This window comes from Pseudanabaena sp. 'Roaring Creek' (genome assembly GCF_001402795.1).
Taxonomy (GTDB): Bacteria; Cyanobacteriota; Cyanobacteriia; order Pseudanabaenales; family Pseudanabaenaceae; genus Pseudanabaena.
Map to the genome: position 1 here is coordinate 1 of NZ_LIRE01000019.1, position 23,618 is coordinate 23,618.

Annotated in this window: 19 protein-coding genes; 12 read left to right on the forward strand and 7 right to left on the reverse strand. The window is 41.0% G+C overall.

Going from position 1 to position 23,618, the window contains the following annotated elements:
• The coding region (locus AC805_RS00440; protein WP_156341260.1) for an AAA-like domain-containing protein at positions 1 to 776 on the reverse strand (776 nt) is incomplete at its 3' end.
• Between the two features lie 640 nt (positions 777 to 1,416).
• On the opposite strand from AC805_RS00440, the gene AC805_RS24395 reads away from it, so the two are divergent.
• The 3 genes from AC805_RS24395 to AC805_RS00455 are packed head-to-tail and all read left to right on the forward strand — an operon-like array spanning position 1,417 to position 2,892.
• Positions 1,417 to 1,731 (forward strand): hypothetical protein, encoded by a 315-nt coding sequence (locus AC805_RS24395; protein WP_072143481.1) that lies wholly within the window; start codon positions 1,417 to 1,419, stop codon positions 1,729 to 1,731.
• Positions 1,724 to 2,215 carry a hypothetical protein gene (locus tag AC805_RS00450; protein ID WP_055073604.1) on the forward strand — a complete coding sequence of 164 codons (492 nt, stop codon included), beginning with the start codon at positions 1,724 to 1,726 and terminating at the stop codon, positions 2,213 to 2,215. The genes AC805_RS24395 and AC805_RS00450 overlap by 8 nt, the downstream gene beginning before the upstream one ends.
• Positions 2,216 to 2,229: 14 nt before the next feature.
• Positions 2,230 to 2,892, forward strand: coding sequence for a hypothetical protein (locus tag AC805_RS00455; RefSeq protein ID WP_055073583.1), 663 nt, complete (start codon positions 2,230 to 2,232; stop codon positions 2,890 to 2,892).
• Here the strand turns inward: AC805_RS00455 and AC805_RS00460 are convergent.
• The 4 genes from AC805_RS00460 to AC805_RS00475 form a co-directional block, all read right to left on the reverse strand.
• Positions 2,885 to 5,059, reverse strand: coding sequence for a DNA phosphorothioation-associated putative methyltransferase (locus tag AC805_RS00460; protein ID WP_055073584.1), 2,175 nt, complete (start codon positions 5,057 to 5,059; stop codon positions 2,885 to 2,887). The genes AC805_RS00455 and AC805_RS00460 overlap by 8 nt on opposite strands.
• 6 nt (positions 5,060 to 5,065) lie before the next feature.
• On the reverse strand, positions 5,066 to 5,869 hold the full coding sequence (locus AC805_RS00465) for a hypothetical protein (protein ID WP_055073585.1): 804 nt from the start codon (positions 5,867 to 5,869) through the stop codon (positions 5,066 to 5,068).
• Positions 5,870 to 5,952: 83 nt separating this feature from the next.
• Entirely contained in the window at positions 5,953 to 6,285 is a 333-nt protein-coding gene (locus AC805_RS00470; protein ID WP_055073586.1) for a XisI protein, read from the reverse strand.
• A complete protein-coding gene (locus tag AC805_RS00475) occupies positions 6,252 to 6,671 on the reverse strand; it encodes an element excision factor XisH family protein (protein WP_055073587.1) in 420 nt (139 codons plus the stop codon). Before AC805_RS00475 ends, AC805_RS00470 begins: the two co-directional genes overlap by 34 nt.
• A 127-nt stretch (positions 6,672 to 6,798) precedes the next feature.
• Between AC805_RS00475 and AC805_RS00480 the strand changes: the two genes are divergently transcribed.
• A complete protein-coding gene (locus AC805_RS00480; protein ID WP_055073588.1) occupies positions 6,799 to 7,710 on the forward strand; it encodes a DUF4007 family protein in 912 nt (303 codons plus the stop codon).
• A complete protein-coding gene (locus AC805_RS00485) occupies positions 7,711 to 11,241 on the forward strand; it encodes a hypothetical protein (RefSeq protein ID WP_055073589.1) in 3,531 nt (1,176 codons plus the stop codon).
• Here AC805_RS00485 and AC805_RS00490 read toward each other — a convergent pair.
• Together AC805_RS00490 and AC805_RS00495 are read right to left on the reverse strand one after the other, a co-directional pair.
• Entirely contained in the window at positions 11,236 to 11,607 is a 372-nt protein-coding gene (locus AC805_RS00490) for a type II toxin-antitoxin system PemK/MazF family toxin (RefSeq protein WP_055073590.1), read from the reverse strand. The genes AC805_RS00485 and AC805_RS00490 overlap by 6 nt on opposite strands.
• Positions 11,586 to 11,831: a hypothetical protein gene (locus AC805_RS00495; protein ID WP_055073591.1), complete on the reverse strand. Its 246-nt coding sequence runs from the start codon at positions 11,829 to 11,831 to the stop codon at positions 11,586 to 11,588. The genes AC805_RS00490 and AC805_RS00495 overlap by 22 nt, the downstream gene beginning before the upstream one ends.
• A 63-nt stretch (positions 11,832 to 11,894) precedes the next feature.
• On the opposite strand from AC805_RS00495, the gene AC805_RS00500 reads away from it, so the two are divergent.
• The 7 genes from AC805_RS00500 to AC805_RS00530 all read left to right on the forward strand — a co-directional run bounded on the left by AC805_RS00500 (position 11,895) and on the right by AC805_RS00530 (position 23,615).
• Complete coding sequence (locus AC805_RS00500; protein WP_055073592.1) at positions 11,895 to 12,266, forward strand: hypothetical protein; 372 nt, start codon at positions 11,895 to 11,897, stop codon at positions 12,264 to 12,266.
• A gap of 2 nt (positions 12,267 to 12,268) precedes the next feature.
• Positions 12,269 to 13,057: a phosphoadenosine phosphosulfate reductase family protein gene (locus AC805_RS00505; RefSeq protein WP_055073593.1), complete on the forward strand. Its 789-nt coding sequence runs from the start codon at positions 12,269 to 12,271 to the stop codon at positions 13,055 to 13,057.
• 25 nt (positions 13,058 to 13,082) lie between these two features.
• Positions 13,083 to 13,688: a Uma2 family endonuclease gene (locus AC805_RS00510; protein ID WP_055073594.1), complete on the forward strand. Its 606-nt coding sequence runs from the start codon at positions 13,083 to 13,085 to the stop codon at positions 13,686 to 13,688.
• 62 nt (positions 13,689 to 13,750) lie between these two features.
• A complete protein-coding gene (locus tag AC805_RS00515; protein WP_055073595.1) occupies positions 13,751 to 15,583 on the forward strand; it encodes a hypothetical protein in 1,833 nt (610 codons plus the stop codon).
• Positions 15,583 to 17,136 (forward strand): hypothetical protein, encoded by a 1,554-nt coding sequence (locus AC805_RS00520; RefSeq protein ID WP_055073596.1) that lies wholly within the window; start codon positions 15,583 to 15,585, stop codon positions 17,134 to 17,136. Before AC805_RS00515 ends, AC805_RS00520 begins: the two co-directional genes overlap by 1 nt.
• Positions 17,136 to 22,490, forward strand: coding sequence for an FtsK/SpoIIIE domain-containing protein (locus tag AC805_RS00525; RefSeq protein ID WP_055073597.1), 5,355 nt, complete (start codon positions 17,136 to 17,138; stop codon positions 22,488 to 22,490). The genes AC805_RS00520 and AC805_RS00525 overlap by 1 nt, the downstream gene beginning before the upstream one ends.
• A 24-nt stretch (positions 22,491 to 22,514) precedes the next feature.
• Positions 22,515 to 23,615 carry a hypothetical protein gene (locus tag AC805_RS00530; protein ID WP_055073598.1) on the forward strand — a complete coding sequence of 367 codons (1,101 nt, stop codon included), beginning with the start codon at positions 22,515 to 22,517 and terminating at the stop codon, positions 23,613 to 23,615.
• Positions 23,616 to 23,618: the final 3 nt, after the last annotated feature.

Here is a 23,618-nt window from a genome sequence, read left to right on the forward strand (position 1 = left end):
TATTCCACAATTTCCTTAGCGATCGCATTGACTAACCAAGGCTGACCCTGTGTCAAATGAAAGGCTAAATCAATTGCCTCGGGTGTAAACACCTGACCAGTCGCATCCGTATGCTGCTGATAGAGATTCCTCACATCCTCAAGTGTGAAATTACTCAAAGTAAAGGAACGCACTTTGATATTAAAAGGACTAGAAGTATTTAGGCGATCACTCCCCCCAGAAGCATATTTATAATCACGTACATCACGCATACCCACCAATGCCAAAGACTGAGGAAAGCCATGCGGACGATTAGGAAAACCAGATCGGATTTGTCTTAATACGGAAATTAACGTTTCATTGCTCAAGGCATCAATTTCATCCAAAAAGACAACTAATGGACGGGATGATTGTTCTGCCCAGTTGCTCAAATTTGTACCAATTCTTGACCCTGCTTCAGCATCTAGCCATTCATTAGGTTGCAGCTCTTTTGGCAAACGATACCGTATCGATTGCTTCCACTCACCTAAAATAGCCAGTTCGGCTGCTCCCAAGTCGTCAGAAAAAGCCGCCCCCACTTCCAGCGATAACATCACCGCCGTATATTGACCGCTAGCAGTTAATTCCTGGGCAAGTGCCAGCATTGCTGTAGTTTTACCCACTTGCCTTGGTGCATGGATGACAAAGTAGTTACGCTGAGCGATCAAATTCACTATTTCAGGCAACCGCACTGTAGACGGCAGCATGTAATGAATATCAGCCTGACAAGGACCAGCAGTATTAAACCATTTTTGCATAACGACAGCTAACTAACGGGCAGATACCCCTTCAATATATAACAACGCGCCAAGCAAAACCTTCAAACCTTTAAAACACGTTAACAAAACTAAGTATAAATACTTATTCGTTTAAATTTAATGACAAATAAATGCTGATTATTTGCTCTAAGATATTTCTATGACAAGTTAGGCTGTTGTGTTAGATTTTCTAATATCGTGTGATTATGACCATAAGTTTGCCGCAACGGCAAACTTATGGTATCAACCTGCAAGGCAATGGACTTTAACCCATAGCCAGTCTGCATTTAGGTAGTAGATGTCCTCTAAATCCCGTCTCCTTAAGGCATTTAGCCCAGCCACAGGCAAAATTTGTCTGTGACTGGAGTGGTAAAATTAGCGATGGGAGGTAAATCCAGATGCAGCAGGAAGATAACACCAGACTGCTCAAGGCTTTTGGGAGCTTCAAGAGTTTACAATTTTCGGCAAGCTTATGCTTGCAATTCAAGACTTTCGGCAAACTTATGCTTCCATCTGGAGAGACGAATCTAGGAGAACCCAACGGTAAAATAAGTATTTCAAACTCAGCAGCGGCAAATTTATGGTACTAATGGCGGCAAGATTATGGTCATAATCACATATCGTTTACCAAGTTTTACTAATGAGTGGCAATCTTACTGAGGCTTATAAGCAAGGTATGCAGACTTACAATCTTTGTCATCCACAAACTGTTCGATCGCTTTGGGATGCGTTTCGGGCTGAATTGAGCGAGTTCTGCACAGAGCCTTCGCAAGAGGAGGCTTGGGATGTTTTACATTCTTTTGGTCGCTTAACTTGGAAGTTAACGGGTATTCCTCTGTTTTGGTTGGCTAAACCAACGGTGGAGAAACATGGCCACAGATTTGCTGAGTCTGGCTGTATTCGCAGTTCGCGTAATTGTTTGGGTAATTGTTGCCAAAAGAATTCTGATGGCTAAATGTATTCCCGAAAAGTGTAAAAAGTGTGCGATGCTCTCGGCGGCTCAGGCTCAAGAACTTCATGGTGAGTTGGGCGATCGCTGTTGGAATCCTAATGTTTGCTATAGTCGCCGTTCCTATGCTCGTCATCGCGATCGCCGTAATTTGATTCGCTCTCGTCAACGTGGTGATTCCGATAAAAATTTAGTTGTTAATACTGATGAATTCGCCTCAATTTTTTGGGCGGTGTTAGTGGTTTATCGGCAGTCGGGAACAGATACACCGATTCATGCGATCTCCGCGCAAGTTTGGCAAGGACAAAAAAAGTTCGCAGCGATTCCACCAATCCATTGTGCGGGGATGGTTGCTTCGCAGGTACATACTTATGTGCAGAAAGTATTGGTTTTGCTAGATTCAAATTATGGGATTAAGAAATTTGCCAGCCAAGAACGCCTCGATCCTTGGCTTTGTCCTTTGCGTCCTTGTCCCTGTCACCCCAATTAATTTTCAGAGTGGCTATGAAAGTTAAACAGCTTGAGTTGGATTTATGGGATGTCCTTTCGTCTGCGAGACAGACTCCTGAAGATGCAAATTTTCTAATGGTGTTTAAGCTTTTGGATCTGACTTTGGTTGATCTTGATACGCGATCTCAGTTACGAGTAGCAGGAGAGGCGGTATGTCAGATTGCGGATTTGTTTTGTGATCGCTCTAATTTTTTATTTGAGGAGTTACATTCTCGTGCGGTAAAGGGTGAGCCGATCATGGCTGATGATGCTTTTGAGCGTTATGTGCGTCAGTCTATGGTGGTCGATTTTGAACAGTTTATTGAGCCTTTGCAGAGTTTACCTAGGAAGATTTCCGAACAAGCAAAAACTGGTAATTCGATTGTTGGCGAAATTGATAAGGAGGTCTTGATTCAAGCTTTAGAACAGGAAAGTTTGCTTAGTTTGGAGGAAAAGTTTGAACGGGCGATTAGTACTGCCCATGCTGAGGATGTATCGAGTTGGATTGAGGCGATCTCGCATTGTATTACCAATAATTCTTCTCCTATGCGTTTGATAGATTTGCAAAAGGCTTTGAAATTGCCAATCGTTGAAACTTGGCTAGGTTTACTTTTGGGTGATTTTAAACTTGAGCAACGAGGACGCTTTTATGATTCAAGGGAGATTTGGATTAGCTAGAATGTATTTCTTCTAATTTCTTGGATTTGCGTTGTGCTTTCACGCACTTAATCGTCTCTGGGTCAGCGTCTTTGCTCCAGACAAGACGATGCCCTTGAAGTTCTGCACAGTATTCTTTTAATTTTTGTTGCCAGCCTTGCCAATGTGAAATATCTTTCATGTTTTCTAGCAATCCCCAACTTTCTTCTTGTTTAGTTAATTTGGCAAATTTTTCATACTGTAGGTAGTCGGGAAGGATATAAGCATCTTTGCAATGAAGTACGGGGGGATTATCGGAGTTGTGATAGTCACGATAACGAACCTGTAAATCTCTCAGGTCAATTTGCATTGAGGCTTGCATTTTTGGGTGGGGATCTCGATCAAAGTCGGGATAAAAAAGATAGCTGATTTTTGGTTTGTGCAGATGGAATTTAATTAAAGTAGCCCCATCCATTCTCCCAATGGTGCGACTGGCACATCCTTCATAGAGTCTGAGCATAGTATCAAGATGTTCTAAAGCCGAAATATGAACATAGAGGGCTTGATGATCTAGCCGTCCGATTTTGCTGTTTCGACAACAGGTAGCGATGAAACCTTCACGACCTAAATTAAATAACATCAGGTCAGCAGTAGTACTTGCACCTTGATAAGAGCCAAATAGAGATTTGATATCGGTTTGGTATTGCGCTGAAAGTTGGCTTAATTTGAGTCGTTTGTAAGGGTTATCAAAATTGCTGAGGGCTAGGAATACCAGAATATCTTGACGGCGCTTATCGGCGATCGCATCCCATTCATCTTGATTTGTGGCACTGACAATCAAGTTAAAGGCGCGGCGCACTGTTCCAAATTCTGTCAGCAACGGCTCAAAGTTTGACAGTTCTTCGCCGACGGGTAGTCTGCCTCGCTCTGTGAAGAAATCCATGAGGGGAGTAAGTAATTCGCGATAGTCTTCAAAACGTTTGGAGACAAGGCGGAGTCTGGGTGTGGTGGCTCTCGAACGAAAACGTGATGCTCTGAAGCTTTGCGCTTGCATGTCGTCACGAAATACAAAATAAATGCCGAGAGCGACAGGCACAGAATCTACGCCTAACACTTGATCGATATAGAGTTTGAGTTCTTCTTGTTCGTAATACTTCTGGAAAGTGTTACGGCTACTCACCACACCATCACTGTAGGCGATTTGTCCTTTGCCCACATCACCGATTAAAACTTGTGCCGAGACAATTAAAACTTTTTGCGTTAATTCCCATGCTTTGATAAGGGCTTCTCGTCTTTCGTTCTGTGATTCGATGACGTTGATAATATAGCCGAGGTTGACGATTTCGGCGCTGACACGATCACATTGTGGTCGATAGTATGGGTCCCAACCATTACTGGTAAAGTCGCGATCGCTAATTCTTTTGATATCTTCACCATGACCACAGCCATAATCAAAGAAAGTTGAGCTTTCTGTAAATAGTCCTGCTTCTAGGGCAAGTCGAACGGGTTTAGATAGATCGGGGCGATGAATTGCGGCTTTATGTCGATCAATTTTTATATCTTCTTTTAGCCCCTCAAACACTTCGACAGGTCTTACAGTGAGCTTGTCGAACTGCTCAGTGCATCGCCCAGATCCTCTCCCAGAGGTCGAGGGGAGCAAAATGACTTGATGATCTTTCAGTTCAACATTGTATTCCTGTAAACGTTGTTCCCATCCTTTACGAGTGCCGATGGTACGAGTCTCATGAAACAGCCCGATCGCTTCTTCTTGTTTGGTTAGTTGAGCAAATAGTTGATAGTGGGGATAGTCAGAATTTACAAAGGTTTCTTTGCGATGGAGGATGGGCGGATTGAGAGAGTTGTAATAGTCTCGTTGCTGGACTGTTTGGGCTTTTAGGTCAACTTGAATACTTTGATGCAATGCGGGATGTGGGTCGTTATCGAATTCTGGATAGAACAGGTAGGAGATTTTGGGTTGTTCGTAGTTGAATTTGATAATGGTGAATTGGATGGATTTTGGTAGTGATAATCTGGCTTGGCGATCGCATTCTTGTAATTGTGGAGATAAAAAAGCGATCGCCGAAATATGGATATACAGGGCGTTAGGTAATTTTTTGCCAACATTGCTTTGTTGACAAAGTTTTTGAAAATTCAGTTCGGATAAACTGAATGATATAGATGTTTCAAACGGCAATATTTCTAGATTCATGATCAATTAAAAATCATTAGCTGAAACTCTATATCTTTGTATATTATTATCTGATGTAATACCATTTAGTCCAAAGTATTCTTCAGTTAAAGAATCTATAGGAAAATATATCTTTGCAATTTCGTACAAAATATGTAATGGGATTTTTCCATCTATTCGGAATTGTTTTTGATATGGAAGATCTTTATTCTTATTCCCACGACGAAAAAGCTCTTCTTTATCTAATTGAGTATATTCAATAATAGCGCCATCTAGATGTTCGATAACAGCTTGTTCTAGTTGAGGTAAAGCAAAGGGATCTATAGAAAAAATACTATGCATATAGAAAACTGTTGGATCTACTTCGTTACCATGCCATGCCTCTAAATGAAATTTCATTTGCCCATACTCTTCACTTACCCCAAGATGAACTACTAAATAACAAGCAAAACCCTTACCTTCAATAAATCCAGAAGAGTTATCCTGCTGAGGGATATAGAATATAGATTTAACAAATTTTTTTCGTATAACAGTCTTGATAGCACTTTCAAAATTCACTCCAAACATAGGAGCACTTAGCATTCCCATATCATCAGTCGAGACACGAATTGACGATAAATTTGATAATGTAGAATCGCGAACTAAATAATCAATAACACTTAACGCTCTATGAGAGGGATATAGTAATGGTTGATTATAATCTTTATTGTTTTTTAGCTTAAAAAGTATTCTTTCAGAATTTACTTCTTTACACTTTTCTAAATCCGTTATCTTGATCAGACCATCTTTGTCTTGAAAAGCATCTAAAAGTTTCTTTTCATGTTCACTCATTTAATTTATTGCGCCCTTAGTAAATCAACAATATAAAACAACGTAAATAGGAGTGTTTTGTGATAATCAAACCTAAATTAGTTCTAATTTATAGCAAAATCCGTATAGTGCCGCAGGTTGGGCGGATCAAAGCCTAGTACGATATCTTGCTTGGAAACACCCAATTCAACTAATTCATTGGCTGTGCCGATTTCAGTTCCATCTTGTTGAATCCAAATTTTGCCATCAATGATATCAAGATGCAAAATTACACCATAGCAACGCTTAGAATCTCGCCAACCGACATAAACAAGCTGATAATGATCCCGTTCTGGATCAATAATTATTTGAGCTTGAATGCGATCGTCCCAAACATGGCGAGCGTGATTTTCTAAGACAGTTTTTATTTGCTGACGATATTGGGTAATGGTATCCATTTTTCTAAGCTCTCAGATTTGATTGAGTATGTGAGTAAATACAGTTGATTTTGGGTAACTAGTTCTTGTACAAACGGTGTTAAGAAGAAGCGATCATAAATGTCATCAGGGACGGCAAGATAAAGAATACGGGCAGCATCTTGGGTATGCAAGGCTGTACGATAGGCGATAAATTGCCCTAAAGCTCCATAAAATTGAGAAATTTTGGAGGGACCTAAAAAACTTTTGATTTCAATGGCAATTCTCTGTTCTCCTCGGTAGGCGGCAATTACTTTTTCAGCGCCGAGGTCGATCGCTAGATCAAAACTGCCTGTTGGCAATGGATAGGGATCATGGGTGATCGTCCAGCCGTCTTTTTGTAAGGCATTTTTAACAATGTCATGAATAGATCACGGGCTGACATAGAAATTACTGTTAAAACTTAAGTCTATCCTATACCTTATAATGATTTGCCTGTAGAAGCAGTTAACTTAGTTTATGGGTTAAGTTTGCCAAGCAAATTAAAGAGTAAATATGGTTCAGACTATCAACAGTAATATTTCTAGCGCCTCGGAATTAATTTTTGCTCGGCATGAAACGTTTTACCCTCGATATAGCTGGTTAAAAAAAGGATTTCAGGCAGTCAGCGAAAATTCGGGGATTTTCCTAGAAGAAGATGCTCACATTCAGCTAGGGGTAGGCAAAAACATGGCGAAGGCAATTCGCTATTGGTGTGGGGCGTTTAAGTTGATTGAGGACGATCGCGATTGTCAACCATCACAATTTGGGAGGATGTTACTGGATGATGATGGTTATGATCCTTTTTTAGAAGATCCTGCTTCGTTGTGGTTGTTACATTGGCATTTGTTAAAGCAACCATGTAGAGCCACGGCTTGGTATGCTGCCTTTAATGCTTTACGTCAAGCTGAATTTACGTCTGAGGATTTGAAATTAGCATTGGTAAAGTATCGAGATGCTTTGGGAAATCGAACTGTTGAAGCCTCACTAAAAAAAGATGTGACTTGTTTATTGAGAATGTACGTTAAACAGGGCGATGTTATTAGTCTGAACGAAGACAATTTGGATTGTCCTTTCGCAGAGTTAGGCTTGATTCAAAGGGCAGGTGACTCATTACATTACGCATTTCGGATTGGGGCGAAACCAAGTCTCCATGCCGAAATTGTCGTTGCGACTTGTCTAGATTTTGCTGAGTCTCTTAGTAGTGGTCAAAGAACAATCTCCTTATCACGATTGTTATTTGATGAAGGCAGTCCAGGGATGGTGTTTAAACTGTCTGAGAGTGCGCTTTGTGATGCGATCGAGCAAGTAGCAAGGTGGTGTAATGCGATCGCCTTATCGGAAAGTGCAGGCTCAATTCAGATGGCATTCACCCAAGCGCCAACCAAAGTCAGTCAAACAATCTTGAATAAATACTACAAACATTAAATGCTTAAGCTGTCAGAATATTTTCATTTAAATCGCCGCTATGCTAGATCGATAAATCTAGAGCGAGATCTTGATAACCCTAATTCAGTAAATGGTTATGTCTTAACCGATCGCTCTTTATATGCGCTCAAACAAATTTTGGTAGATGTGCCTGAATCTGAGCAAACTCAAGCGATTACACTAACAGGGGTATATGGTACGGGGAAATCAGCGTTTGCCCATTTTTTGGCTTGTCTATGTGCTGGCGAAACGGTAGTTAAGCAAGATGCTTTAGCGATCACTCAAAAAGCAATCACAGAAGCGGAATTTCAAAAATTAAATCATAATTTGCCTGAAAAGGGTTGCTTTAGGGCGATCGCTACAGCGCAAAGAGAACCTCTAGCACATACAATTATCCGAGCTTTGGATTATGGCGCAAGTCATTTTTGGAAGAAGAAGAGTAAGCCTGAGATCGCAACTCAGCTTGTAGATCTCGCTGTGGAAGTTAGGGCTGGTCATAAAGTCGATAGTAAAACTGCATTACAGCTAGTGCGAGAAGTAATTGCGACAGCCAAAACTGATGTGCTGTTAATTGTCGATGAGTTGGGCAAGAACTTAGAATACGCATCTCTACATCCAAATGAGGCAGATCTTTATCTTTTGCAGCAATTAGCAGAATTAAAACAAACTAATGGACAGAAGTTTTATCTAATTGGTTTATTACATCAGTCCTTTGCTGACTATGGTGATAGATTAGCTTCATTACAACGTAATGAATGGGCAAAGATTCAAGGGAGGTTTCAAGATATTCCTTTCACTGAATCAGCACGACAAATGACGAGGTTGATTGGACAGGCGATCTCCCGTTCTGGGGATAAATCTAATACTAAAAAATATGACGCGCTTATAGATAGTCAAGCAGAAGAATGGTGCGAAACTTTGCGATCGCAAGTTGATGATATTTCGCCTGAACTATTGGCGGCAGCGTATCCACTACATCCGATAACGGCTTTGGTGTTACCAATTCTTTGCACTCGATACGCCCAGAATGATCGCTCATTATTTACATTCCTAACTAGCTCCGAACCATACGCATTAAGGAGTCATCTAGATGAGTTTTGTCTAGATAAAGATTGTATTCCCACTTTAAAGTTAGATCGTGTCTACGATTATTTTATAGAAGCAGCAGGGATAGGATTAGCGAGCCGTCCACAATTACAAAAATGGGTGGAAATTCAGACTTTAGTGAGTGATGCTAGGAATTCTGATCCAGAGAGTTTGAAATTGCTCAAGACAGTGGGTATCCTCAATCTAGTCACCTCCACAGGCGGACTAAGAGCATCACGAGACTTGGTAATGTGGGCAATGTGTGATCACCCTAACGATCGCACATCACGAACATCAATTAGCCGTTTAATTGATGAATTTCTCAATCAAAAAGGGATTTTGCATCATCGAAAGAAAATTGATGAGTTAAGAATTTGGGAAGGCTCAGATTTTGATGTAGAAAGTGCGATTACTACTTACATTGAGAATGAGAGATCGCCTTTAGCCAAAATATTAGCTGATGTATCTAAGCTTAAGCCTGTAGTTGCTCAACGCCATAGCTATACAACAGGCACAACTCGCTATTTTGAGAGAATCTATCTAGATAACGATGTTAATTGGAATGAATTGTGTTGCTCAAATCATAGTTTTGATGGATTAATTGGTTATTGGGTAGGTGCAGAGCCGCCACAGTCCGTACCAATCGAGACTGCGGATAAAAAACCTTTGATTGTGGTTAATTCTACTAATCTCAAACTTTTAGAAATATCGGCTTTAGAATATACAGCACTTCAGCAAATCCGTGCTAAGTATCCTGAAATAGAGCGGGATAAAGTGGCTGCTTTGGAAATTCGTCATCGCATGGTGCAAGCAGAAAGACTATTAGATGAGGCTTTAAGTCAAGCTTTTGCAGTCGGGCAGCATCAAAATGTCTGTTGGATACAAGGCGATCGCGTAGTGATTAGTCGAGCAATTGACTTTAATTCTATGCTGTCAGAAGTTTGCAAGCGCGTTTATCACAAGGGCATGACACTCTGGAATGAGTTGATTAACCGCCGTGAACTCAGTTCGCAGATGGTCAGAGCTTTGCGGACGCTAATTCAGGCGATGTTAGATCATGGCGATCGCCCCCAGTTAGGTTTAACGGGTAATAGTCCAGAAGTGAGCATTTACACCTCTGTATTAGGCAAAACGAAGATTCATAGAATAAAAAATGGCGTTTGGGGCTTTTATCCACCTTCTTCATCTGATACTAAATCTGACGTGAAGTATATTTGGAAAGTTATCGAGAAATTCTGTTTAGAATCTTTAGAAACCCCTCGCACGATTGCTGAACTCTATACAATTCTTGATGCACCACCCTACGGCGTAAAGCGCGGCGTAATTCCCATTCTTTTAGCAGCAGTGTTGTTAGATCACGTTGATGATGTCAGCGTCTATAAAGATGGAACTTTTATCCCAGTATTGGGAAGTGAACATTTTGAATTATTGGTAAAGCATCCGCAGCGCTTTGCGGTGAAGCATTTTGAAATAGTGGGCTTGCGATCGCAAGTCTTCCGTGAGTTAGAAAATGTATTGAGATCGTCTAGTACCAAATCGAATGAGAAAAAGATACCTGCAAACATTCGCAATGTCACGATGCTATCAGTAGTCAAGCCATTGTTCCAATTTGTCAAGAAGCTGCCTGCTTACACCACAAAAACGACGCGCATGAGCACTGAAGCACAAGCAGTTGTCCAAACCCTCCAAAAGGCTCAAGAACCCGATGTACTCCTATTTCAATCTTTGCCTGTTGCTTGTGGACTAGCGGCGATCATTGCTGGTCAGGCTGATGACGGTACGACTGCAAAGCAGTTTAAGGGTAAGTTAGTTCAGGTTTTACATGAAGTTCAGACTACTTATGATCGCTTACTTGCTGATTGTCAAAGCCTTTTGCATGAGGCTTTTGGAGTGCGGCGAAATAGTGAAAAGTTACGGGAAGATTTGCAAGTTAGGGCAAGTTATTTGGTTGAATCTTGTTTGGAAAGGACATTACGGCGGTTTGTTTTGGCTGCTGCCGATGAAACTGCGGACGATCAACGATGGTTGGAGTCTTTGCTGATGATTGTGGTGGACAAGCCTGCGGAATCATGGACTGACGCAGACATGACTAGTTTTGAACCAAAGCTTAGCGATTTAGCACGTCGCTTTATTAATCTTGAAGCCTTGCAAAAGGGGATGGTCGCCTCAAAAAATCAAGGATTTGATGCTCGTAGAATCACAATCGCTCGTCCCGATGGTCAGGAGGTTCATCAGTTGATTTGGCTCGATCGCGAAGATAGCGATCGCCTCGAACCATTAGTAGAAAAAATCTTGAATGAAGCGATCGTGCAAGGTAACGATCGTTTACAGCAAGCTTTAATTGCCAAATTGGCTGAGAAAGTCTTGGGAGAGCGACAGCTTGAAGATGTCAATCTAATTTCCACAAAGGTATCAAGTCAAAAGAGATCCCCCAAAAGCTCATAGATCGATTAAGCCTAAGCTAATTAGAATTGCATTGTTTACGCAGTCCATTAGCTGATCAGAGACAACGCCAAGTCGCTTAACTAGACGTTGTCTATCAATAGATCGAATTTGGTTGAGTAAAACTACTGATGGATGGCTCAGTCCCCCTTCAGGTGGCGTGATTAAAACTTCTATGGGATATATCTCAGCATCAAATTGAGATGAGAGGGCAGCAACAATAGTAATCGGGCTATGTTGATTAGAAATATTATTTTGGAGAATAAGTGCTGGACGAGTTTTTTGAATTTCTGAGCCAACTATGAGGTCAAAGTTTACTAGGTAAATTTCACCTCTCTTGGGAAGTGTTACCTGTTGGCGTTTTGCCATGATTCCTCATCAATATTAAACCAGTCTTGGGTAATGCCTAGATCTCTTTCTGCCCATCGGACTGCACCTTGTTTGAGCTTTTCCCTAAGATTTTCTTTTGCTTCGGCATTGATGTAGTACTTTACTGCTTGATCAATAAAATGACTACGATCGCCTTTTGGGGCTATGCGATCGAGTAACTGTAAGGTTTCATTAGGCAGCGTAATATTAATTCGTTGATACATAATTACCAATACTCACTAACTGTATGTATCATACTATTAGTATCTAAAATTTTTTTCTAATTTATGAGTGATATATCTGGGAGTAGCGATACAAAAATAAAACAAAAGACTATAGCTCAGGCGATTTTAGAGGTGATGGGTGAGACAAATCGCACAATGACTTGCCAAGAGATCTGTCAATTGATCCTAGAGAAAAATCTCTATCATTTTAATACGGATGATACACAAGGAATGGTGTATAACGCTTTTTGGAGACATAGCAGCAAAACAAAAGATCATTCATCTCCTAATAAATACTTCTATAAAGATTGCAATAAATGGACTCTATTAGAACAAAACAATTCAAATAATACAGAATCCAATCTACAGATGATTGATTTTGAAGCATCTTTATATGATTACCTATTCGACTTAGAAGATTTAGAAAACAACTAATTATGACTAGACACATTTTAGGATTATCAGGAGGGAAAGATAGTACAGCATTAGCAATTTTGATGCACAAAGAAGTCCCACAAATGGAGTATTTCTTTTGTGATACAGGCAAAGAACTTCCTGAAACATACGAGTATTTAGAAAGGATCAAGGCACGATTGGGAATCAAAATCGAGTATCTAAATGCTGAAAGAGATTTTGATCATTGGTTGGAAGTATTTAACGGTGTTCTACCATCGCCAAGAGTTAGATGGTGTACCCGCAAGCTTAAAATAGAACCTCTTGAAAAATTTGTAGGGGACGACAAAGCTATTAGTTATATTGGTATAAGAGCAGATGAAAATCGTGAAGGTTATGTATCTGCACAACCAAATATTTATCCGATCTATCCATTTAAAGAAAGAAGCTTAATCAAGGCTGATATTCTTCAGATTCTTGATGAAAGTGGAATTGGATTACCTAGTTACTATGAATGGCGAAGTCGATCAGGCTGTTCTTTTTGTTTTTTTCAGCGTAAATATGAATGGGTAAAACTCGCTGAAAAACATCCTGAAGAATTTGCTCAAGCTGTCGCTTATGAAAGAGATCACAAAGATGGAAGAACGTATACATGGACACAAGGAGAAACATTATTAGAACTTATTGCTCGTAAAAATGAAATCATTGCTGAACACGAAAAAGCTTTAACTAAAGAAAAGAAAATATCCCCACAACTTAGCCTTGCCGAAGTATTAGAATCAGTACTAGACGATGAAGATGACGAAATGCCTTGTTTAGCTTGCCATTTGTAACTAAATCTCTTGAGAGGACAGTTTTATGACCATCGCGATCGCCAAAACCACCAAAAACGCTAAGCCCAGAATCACCTTTACTGACTACCTAACTTACTTTGACGGGTCTGACACGAAATATGAATTAGTTGACGGAGAGCTTGTAGCAATGTCGTTAGGAACTGGTTTGCATGGGGAAACAATTGATCGTACATATCAAGCAATTAATGCCGAGATAAATCGTACTGCTCAACCGTGGATTGTTCGACAAGGACAAATAGGTGTACGTTGTCCTCGTGGCATCGGACTAGATACAGTCAGGATTCCTGATGTGGTGGTGATGCAGAGAAATGATTGGCAAGCTTTGCAAGAGCGTGAAGCTGTGATTGATTTTGATCTATCCGCACCATTACTTGTCATCGAAGTAATCAGCCCTTCCACAAAAAACATTGACTACCGAGCCAAACGTACTGAATATGCAGCCCGTGATATTCCTGAATATTGGATCATCGATCCGCTAGAGGCAAAAGTCACTGTCTTAATTAATTCCGATGGTTGGTATGACATAACTGAGTTCTTTGATAGCGATCGTATCATTTCACCAACTTTCCCAGAACTTGAGCTAACGCCCACATCTTTTTTTCCAATCTAAACCTGTACTAGGAGTACAGCATAATATTTTTCAAAAAATGCACACTTTGAGGTCTTGATTTTATGGCTAGATCAACAATTTATCCATCTTCAGAATGGATCAGTTTCTTAAGAAACTACGGGCCAATTCCCCGTAACGACAATATGTATGATGAGTCAATTCAAAGAGCATTAAAGCGTAAAAAAATTCAGCCGCCTATTTTTGAAACAGCCTACCTTTCTGATATTCTAAAAAATTTTCAATCCGAAAATCCAAAGTCGATCATTTTAACTGGAACTGCTGGAGATGGCAAAACCTACCAATGTAGAGAGATTTGGGAAACATTAGGAGGTTCATCTGAAGAGTGGGATCGTAATGAAAAAGTATATACGTTGATTTGTGCTAGCTATGAATTAGTGATTATCAAAGATCTTAGTAGTTTAACTCCCGAACAGCAAAATGAATATTTACCTCAAATGGCTTTAGCAATTACTAGTGAAATCAGGGAAAAAATTTACTTGATAGCTGCTAATGATGGGCAATTGGTAGAAGCCTGGTCAAGAATCAAAGACAACAAAGATGTTAAAAAGATAGGTCAAGTCATCGAAAATTTGCTTGTAGAAGATAGACAAGAGGAAGAAGGCTATAACATAAAGCTCTATAATCTCAGTCGTCAGAAGGCAGCAGAAATTTTTCCCCGTATCCTTGATGCTGTGTTGAAACATTCAGGATGGGCTTGCGATCGCTGCACCTATCAGCTTGATTGTCCAATTTGGCAAAATAAATCTCGCCTTGAAGGAACAGCGACTAATAGAACTACCCGAGAACGTCTTACTAACTTATTAGAATTGAGCGAACTCAATGAAATGCACTTGCCTGTGCGTCAGTTGCTCTTATTAGTGGCAAATGCGCTACTCGGTCATCCTGAGGCTAGGGAAAAGCTGCTATCTTGCAAAGAAATTCCCTCTATTTGCGAAAAAAGGAAAGCGCCGCTTGCCAGCCTCTATCGCAACATTTTTGGAGAGAATTTGGGCGATCGCAAACGCGAAACTACAGAAGTCTTTAAGGTCTTACGCAGTTTTAGTATCGGTACTGAAACAAGTAACCAGATCGACAATATTTTGATTTTTGGAGCTGATGATCCCGATCTGCGTTCACACTACAATACACTAGTGAGTTCTGATTCTTACTATGGCGCAAGTCTTAGTTACCAAATACAACAAAGTACATATTTAGAAGGTCGCGGAACGGGTAATCGAGAGGATGATTTCCTAAAAGCTCTACAAACTCAGAGACAAAGGTTATTCTTCATGCTACCTAATAACTATCCCATTGACTTAAAACTATGGAACCTCACAGTCTTCCAGTATGCAGGCGAGTATTTAAATGATGTCTGTAAAGTTCTGAAACAGGGAAAGAAGCTTCCTAAATTTATTGTTACCCGCCTAGTGCGGGGTCTTAACCGTATTTTTACGGGTCTACTTGTTAACAATGAAGACGATTTAATTCTTGCAACTTCTGGGAGTTACTCTCAAGCAAAGATTAGTCGGGTGTATGAGAAATCTATATCTGTGGCGAAAGATCGAGGTGAAAGTGTCTCTGTGGAACTCAATGTCAATAGAGTAATCCCTTTTTTAGTTGTTCGCCTCTCACAAGATATTGAACCTGTAAGTTTTAATCTAACGGTAACTCGATATGAGTATCTTAGTAGGGTAGCAGAAGGTGCTCTACCTAGCAGTTTTTCTCAAGAATGTTATGAAGATGTTCTTGCTTTTAAGACACAGGTACTCAAGCATCTGGCAATTAGAAAAAAAGCTGAGAATGTAGAAGATGTAGAAGAGTCTATGAGTCTTCGTCTTTTGAAAGTTAATAATGATGGTATAGCAAGTCCTCGTACCTTTGAGGTGAATGTCTAATGTTAGAGTCACTACCACGCCCATATATCGAAAAGTCTCAACTCAACATGTGGGTTGATGAATCGATCTGGGGGCATCGACTATATGACGAGCAGACCCCTTGGCTTTGCATTTTGGAAATGTTATGTATTGTTCAATCAGAATCGGTAAGTGGCAAAGCCTTTATTGAAGAGGAAAAAAATAAACTTCAATACTCAATATATTTTCGCCTTCATCTTCGCAATATTTTATTTAATAATCCTCATATTGAAGCAATAACTTCAGAGTTTTTTGACGATGTGGAGCGATGGGAGGCTTGGATAGAGGAAATGTCGAAGAGCGTGGGTGGTATTGACTCTGTCGATTTCAGTTACTTAAAGAGTCGTTTTCCTTCATTCGATACCTTTGCTGAGATTGTAAAGTTTTTTCAAGCAAGTGCCATTGAAGGAGATAGTAACAAACGGTGGAGTTCAAAGTTTGTCTTCCCATATGGACCTGATTGTCTTTACGAAGATTTACGAATCAGTGGCTCGAATAAAACTAATGACCGACGATTTTTTGGCAGAACAGGAGAACTAGCGTATTTAATGCTATGTCGTAGCGGCAGGGGAGCAGAAATCCACTCCTATTTGCAAAAAATGGGTATTATTAGCAGTGAATATGCTACTAGCTATAAAGGATCAAAGTGGAATCAACTCGTTCTTGCTCTTCAACCCGATCAAGATCGTGAAGACAAACGATTGAGTAGTAGTCCTCCCTTTTTGCCTTATGCCTTCCTGCCAGAATATGAATCCTTAGCAGATGATTGGCTCAGCATTTTACGTTGCAACTTACCTGACTACGATGCATTACCCCACATTGTCACGATTACAGGCTTGCACCTTATTATCTATTTGTTAAAGCGTGCAAAATCTGTACTTCAAGATGTCCAAAAGCCGCTCTTTGTCCTTGAAATCGTTGCACCGAAAAAAACAAGCATTCGAGATATGGCGGCAAATGAGTATGAAAAGAATAACAGCCTGCCCAAGCAAGCAATCGAGGAATACATTCTTGGTACAACTAAACTCGAAGAATGGCAACAGTGTCTTGAATCGTTTAACCCCCTTGAAGGGGCAAAAGAGCTTTTAGAAAAACGCTTTGTTTGGACAAAAACCTCAGCAAATTCTCCCGATGAACTATTACTCAATCTTCGAGATGAGGCTGTTTCAAGACATAAACAACACCTCGCCAAATTTCATGGCACATGGTCAAAAGAAATTGGACTTTCCTCAAGACGGAGTAGTAGACGTACAAGGTATGCACCTACAGATGCTCTTTTAAAAACGCTTGTACTTACTTGTGTACCTCGTCGTATGGAATTTCAGGAGTTTCTGGCAAAGCTTTATGAAACATATGGTTTTGTCATTGGTGAAAAGCAGGCACAGAGTTTCATCGACTCAGGTGAAGCCGATCGCGAAGATTTTACGGCAAATGCGCTGAGGTTGGAGCGTCGTCTAGCTAGTATTGGTTTGCTCAAGCGCCTATCAGATGCTTGTGCTTATGTTCAGAACCCATTTGCGGCGGAGGTTTCTTAATGAAGGCAATCGATCTAATTGGACAAGTTGCAGCAGGATTTCTCAAGCGATCTATCAATATAGATGAGGCATCAGAAGGTGTCGCTCGCTATATGCTCGATCGCCTCACTGCCCAACAGGTAGCAGCGGTTTGCCATGCAATTCTGCAAGATACTCAGCTTGTGTGCCTTGTCAAAATTCAAGTGCCGCGATCACTTGTTGGAGATTACGGACTTCCTGAAGCGTTTCTGACAGATGAGAGGACTGTACATCTGCGTCACTCTCCCTGTGAACTTTCTGCTCTTCTACTCGCCAATACAAGCGATGACGATCAAGCTCAGTCTCTTGGCGATATCACTTCTTTGGGGGCGCAAGAACTAAAAAGCCAAATTGACCTCTGGATAGACTGTGCAGCTAGAGATTTGCCGATCTCTGAAAACCACCTCAATTACTGGCGTAAGGCGATCGAGGGCTTACAGAAGGTTATTTCGCGAAGTCTAGAACAATTTGCTGAATATGTGGTTGAGACAAGATCGTACATTCAAGCAGAAGGTCTACCTATCCTTGAAGCCTTGGGTAGAGCTTTACCTGCACTACACTTGCCATGTGACTCTGGTTACTTTGGTGCAATTCCAGAAACGCAGTTAGGTAAACTTCAACGGTGGGAAAAAGCCTTTCAGGAACTTAAATCAAAACGAGAATGCCTATTGGAAAAGCAGCGACCAAACCGCAAACCAATTGAAGAACAGGAATTGCGAGATGCTTTTGAGAAAGTCAAAGAAGATATTCCCGAAATTGCCCATCCTGCAATTTCAGCTTTCATAAACAGTTCGGCAGGTTGGAATGCCGAATCTGAAGCACTAGCAAAGTTTGAGTGGGAAACCAACAGCATTAGCAGTCTTTTTTCTGGTTTGCAAACCCAAAAAACTGATCTTGCCTCACTAACGATTGATTTCTTCAGCGATGAATTTCCTGATGTTTTAACTGACTTAGAGGTACAGTATCTTAACGCCCTCAAGAAACGCAATAAGAAAGAAGCATTAGACGATGATCGAGAATTTTACGAAGCACATCGTCCTCGCCTTGAAGATAATCGTAAGCTAAAGGCTAAATGGGATAAGTTTGTCTACGGACACCCCATTGAATGTAATGATTTCTTGATTGGATTGTTACAGGCTTTCGAGCGGCTCTTCGATCAAGCTGACTCATATGAAAGTATTAAATCCTTATCAATTTCGACTCAAAAAAGTTCTCGAAAAAGCGTTTGGTTGGAGTTAAATGCTAATATCGGACAGTATTTTTGTACTCGCTATCGTGGTATTGAGAAACTTACAAGTCCATATATTGAATGGGATACTCACTGGTTGTTCAAATACGATGGACTTCTTGAAAGTGAGAAAAAGAAACAGAAAAGCAAGTACAAAGAGAATACTTCTATTGCTAGATCGGCGATAGAAATTAAGTTTTATGTAGAAATGCGGGATAAAGATCGCAATCTAATTGCTAAGACCCAACTAATCTGGAAAGGGAACCCCAATGCAATCGGGATGGAGCTTTACAGCGACCTGATACGCTTGCACCAGAACTCTCCATTCCAAGTCTCACAGGTGCAGCGCGAACTCGTTAGTAAGAAAGGCAAGCTTCAAGGCATTTCTCTTTCGGATGTGGGTACGTTATCACCTGGATACAACAGAGATCGCGGTTCATTAATTGGGAAGTATGAGCGCAAGAGCGAACTAGATAAACTCACCGATAAGCTTAAAAAATCAGCTAAGGAAGGAAAACTTTCCCAAGAAGCCATACAGGAAATACTGGAAGCTTGGGAGCAGTTCAAAGCAATCTATAAACAAGCGATCGCTACTCTCGTCGAATCCACGGGTGAAGGAATTGCTAGCCCGACTCTTATACATCAATGCGAAGCATATGGTAAATTACTCACACTTTTGCTAATCCATGCCAAAGGTGATAGTAATCGATTGGAACTCTATCAGACGATTCTACATTTAGGTTGCGTGCGTGTTGGTGGGATGCGAAAAGATCGAGGTAAGCCTGCGGCGATTGTCGCACCTTGGCAGCCACTACGACTGGCTGCTATTGCTGTCAAAACTCGCCAACTTGCAGGATTGCTGAGGCATATCCTTTCAGCATCTGAAGTCAACTTTGGAGACTCCCGTCTATTCTTTGCCGATCTACGGAATGATCTACTCCATCCCCATGCTCCAGAAGTAAGTGTAGGCTATCAAGGTCGAGAGCCAAAAATTCTTGCGGTCTCCGATACAGTCAATGATTATAGCCTTATGGAACCTCCCATCAAAGACGAAACAGACCGTAGTACACATGAAGATCCAACTGATGCTGCGGAAAAGTTATTAAGGTTGATAAATCGCTATGTTGAACTCCTTCCTCATGAAAAGGCTAACTTGAGTGTTGTACTCTATCAAACTGATTCTGTAAAGCTGCCACTAGCAATCGTCAATAAGCTCGGCGATGCTTTGCAAGAAGAAGGCGAAGAAGTTCGCTGTCAAGTTATTTTGCGCCACCGCGATCCAACTAAACTCGCACAGCTTTATGAGCAAATGATCGAAAGTTCTGATGTCGATCCTGATGCTTTCATTGCTAGTGAAGTATCTCAGGATTTTATGGCACGGCTGCGAATTAGTGTCATGCCCAAAAATATTCCACCGGCTAATCCCCAAGACGGGAAATTTGCTGACATCGTTTTCTTACAGGATGCCATCTCGCGACAAGCACGAGTTATTTGGCAACCTACTCCATTTGATGAAACTTCGCCAAACATGCTGACCTATTTCCCTGCCCGATGGTCTCGTAAACGACCTGCTCCGTCTGATGAAATGCGTTCCACCGTCTACCTTACATGCCCTAAACAATTTGATGTTGGGCAGGCTTACCTTGATGCTGTCTACAGTATTATCGAAGGTAAGGACTTGCAAGATAATCAACATTTCCTGCCTGCGCGTCAGATATCTTTTCAAGACGAACAAACAAGAACAATTTTTGACGAAACTCATCGATTGGGTGAATGGGTCGTAAATTACGATGACTTACTCGAACGACGACAATTGGTCAATCAAGGGGTCAAGGTGATTCGTTATCAACAGCATCGCACCGACGAGCGTAATTTCCTTGTCTCTTCTTCTGCTTCGCTAAATCTATTAGAGGTTTTAGTCCGTAAGCGGTTAGAAGCGCTCAACCTTGGCATTGAGAGTAATCGAATTGATAAGCTCGTGCAAAGCTTTATTGACGAGGCAAATACTCTCTCTGGCGACATAGTATTACGGGCTGCTAAGTGTGGCATATTTGCAAGTGAATTGATGGGAGTTGTGTTGAGCAAAGCGATCGTCACAGAAGAAATTGGCAAGAAATATCCTATCGGTTGGTATTTTCTTGATGATTACGCTTCATGGCTGGGACAAAAAGAAGGACAAATTGCAGACATTATGGCAATTTCACCCCAGTATATCGATGGTCAGCCCGTGCTGAAGATCGTCATTGCTGAAGCCAAGTATGTTGATATTTCAGGGGTAGCCGATGCTCGTAAGACTTCCCAGAATCAGCTTCGCGATACAGTCTATCGTATTGCTGATGCTCTTTTTATTAGCCCAGGTCGTCTCGATCGCGATCTGTGGCTATCTCGTCTCAGCGATCTCATGCTAGAAGGTATAGAATTTAGTGCTAATACGATGCTGCCCATCGAACAGTGGCGCGAAGGCTTACGTACAGGAACAATTCGTATCGACTTGTCTGGTTATTCTCATGTTTTTGTTTCAGGCATGAATGATAGCAATATTGAAAGCGAAAGGATTTTCATTCAAAAGGTCGATCGCTGTTTTCAGGAAACCTACGATCGCGAGTCTGTGAGAAAACTGGTACTTGCCCATGAGTCTAAACAATCTCTGTTTACAGTGCGTGAGTTGATTGGCGACGATAAGCCTTGGTTAGTTTCTCAACCATTGTTCCCTGCTAATCGAGTTACTTGGGTACTAGACATCGAATCTACTAGTGCAATGCCCGATAAAATTACCAGTGTAGAGTCAGCTCAACATGAAAAAGATATGCCTACTCCAAATATTAAAGATCTAGGCAATAAGGCGATTCCATCAACGCTACCTCAGAATGAACCAACGGCAGATGTTACTACTCGAAATCATATTTCTGTGTCTGCTACTACGAATGATGAATCTAACTGGGCTAGTCCCGCACTTGTAGCGTGGTGGCAACAGGCACAAACGAGTCATAGCGATGCTGTAGCTGAGCAATGGTTGATTGATACTGCCACTAAGCTTAAAACAGCCCTAATGGGCTACAACTTACAGGCAAAAGTCTTGGGACAAAGACTTACTCCTAATGCTGCAATTGTGCGCCTTAAAGGTACTGACAACCTAGGAATTATAGACATTGAGAAGAAGCGATCGCCTATCCTAACCACACATGGGCTGCAAATCATTAATCTCACCGCTCAACCTGGAGAAATTCAAGTTGCAATCGCTCGTCCCCAACGTCAGACCATCTATCTCGGGGAAGTCTTGGCGCGACGTAAGCTCAACCGCTCAATCGCAGGCGTTAACTTGAGTTTTGTGATAGCGGTTAAAGAACTCGATGGCGAACTGTTGTACCTAAACTTAGGCAGTAACTTTGAAAATCTTCAGCAGCACGCACCACACACTCTTATTGCTGGAGCAACAGGAAGCGGTAAATCAGTGCTGCTACGAAACTTGCTCCTAGATATTGCAGCAACAAACTCACCCGATCTCGTCAACATCTACCTAATTGACACTAAATCAGGTGCTGACTACTTCCCCTTTGAAGACCTTCCTCATTTTCCTGAAGGTATTATCATCGAGCAAGAACGAGCGATCGCTATTTTCGATCAGATTGTTGAAGAAATGGATCGCCGCTACAAGCAATTCCGAGATCAAAAGGTTAACAGCTTGTCAGCATATAATCAGAAAGTGCAAAAAAAACTGCCTTTTATTTTCCTCGTTCACGACGAGTTCGCCGATTGGATGCTGGTTGAAACATACAAAGATGCTATCTCTGCTGCCGTACAACGCTTAGGTGTAAAAGCTAGAGCTGCTGGTATTCACCTAATTTTTGCCGCTCAACGTCCTGATAACAGCGTGTTTCCGATGCAATTACGCTCAAATCTTGACAACCGACTTATCCTGAAAGTCGCTGATGAAGGCACATCTGAAATTGCACTTGGTCGCAAAGGGGCAGAGTATTTACTAGGTCGAGGGCATCTAGTAGCCCGTCTTTCTAGCGAACCTGAACTTATCTACGCTCAAGTTCCTTTCTTAAGCGATGATGACTTCCCATTAATCGCTGAAATAATCAAGAAGACCACTTGGGACTGATATTCTTTTTAAATAAACACAAAAATGGCTACATACGAGATTGGAATCACTGAAATTAACACTCAAGTTCGCCGCCTCGGTTATGTTTCATCCATTCTAGCGATATTAAGTGATAAAACGCTCAGTGAGTCTTTATTATATGAAAGGCTAGAAAGGTGGAGTGTAGAGCATGAATCTGAGTTAAAAAGCTACGTGAACCCACAGGGACAGATTAAGCCTACACGCATGAGAACTAGCGCTAAACGTTATACAGAGTTTGCTATATCTCTTGGACTAGTTGGAAGAATAGCAGGGGCATGTCGTATCACTCGATTTGGAAGACCACTACTACCATTTATATCCAAAGCTAGTAAAGCTAACTACTTTGAACTAATTCTTGCCGAACGCTATTTATATCTTTATTGGTTGTTTATTAAAGATAGTGATAGGCTAATGACTGTTCTAAATATGCTTGGAGAAACTCCTACTCAGAATCTAAGCCTTCTCCAAAAAAAATTTAAAGATAGCTATGTTAAGCAACTAGATAACCGTTTGTCTCAAGAGGAATCTCAGATAGGACGCGAGATTCTAGCTCTAAGAAATCGTGTAATTCATGAATGGAAAAACCCTGAACGTTATGCAGAAAGTATTGTCCCCCCTCGCATTAATTGGCTACTAGACATTGGGCTAGTTCGTATTGAGGGTTTAAGGAAATCTGTAAATTTAACAGAAGAAGGGCAAAAATTGCTAGATCTAGTTAGAGAAGCTAGTATCTCTGGGCAATCTCATGTCAACCAACAATGGATTCAAAGAAATTTTTTTGGTTGTATAGGATCAATCCTTGCTAATCAAGATGGTTACTTATGGTGTAAATTATCGCAAAAGGAAAAAACAGAATATCTCAATGATGTAACTGCATCAGCATTTAGCCTATTAAGAAGTTCTCCTGCACCAAAGATATCGCTCTACCCTGCCCTAATCTATATGTGTTTATTTTTAGCAGTAGAAAAGCAAATCTGGGCTAATCTATATGAACTGCGTGATGAGCTTAGTAATCTATCTAGTATGCCTAACCCGATATATGAAGTAAGATTTTCTCACCGTGAGAATGAATCTTATCTAATTTCACATCGAACTTCTTCTTGAGCT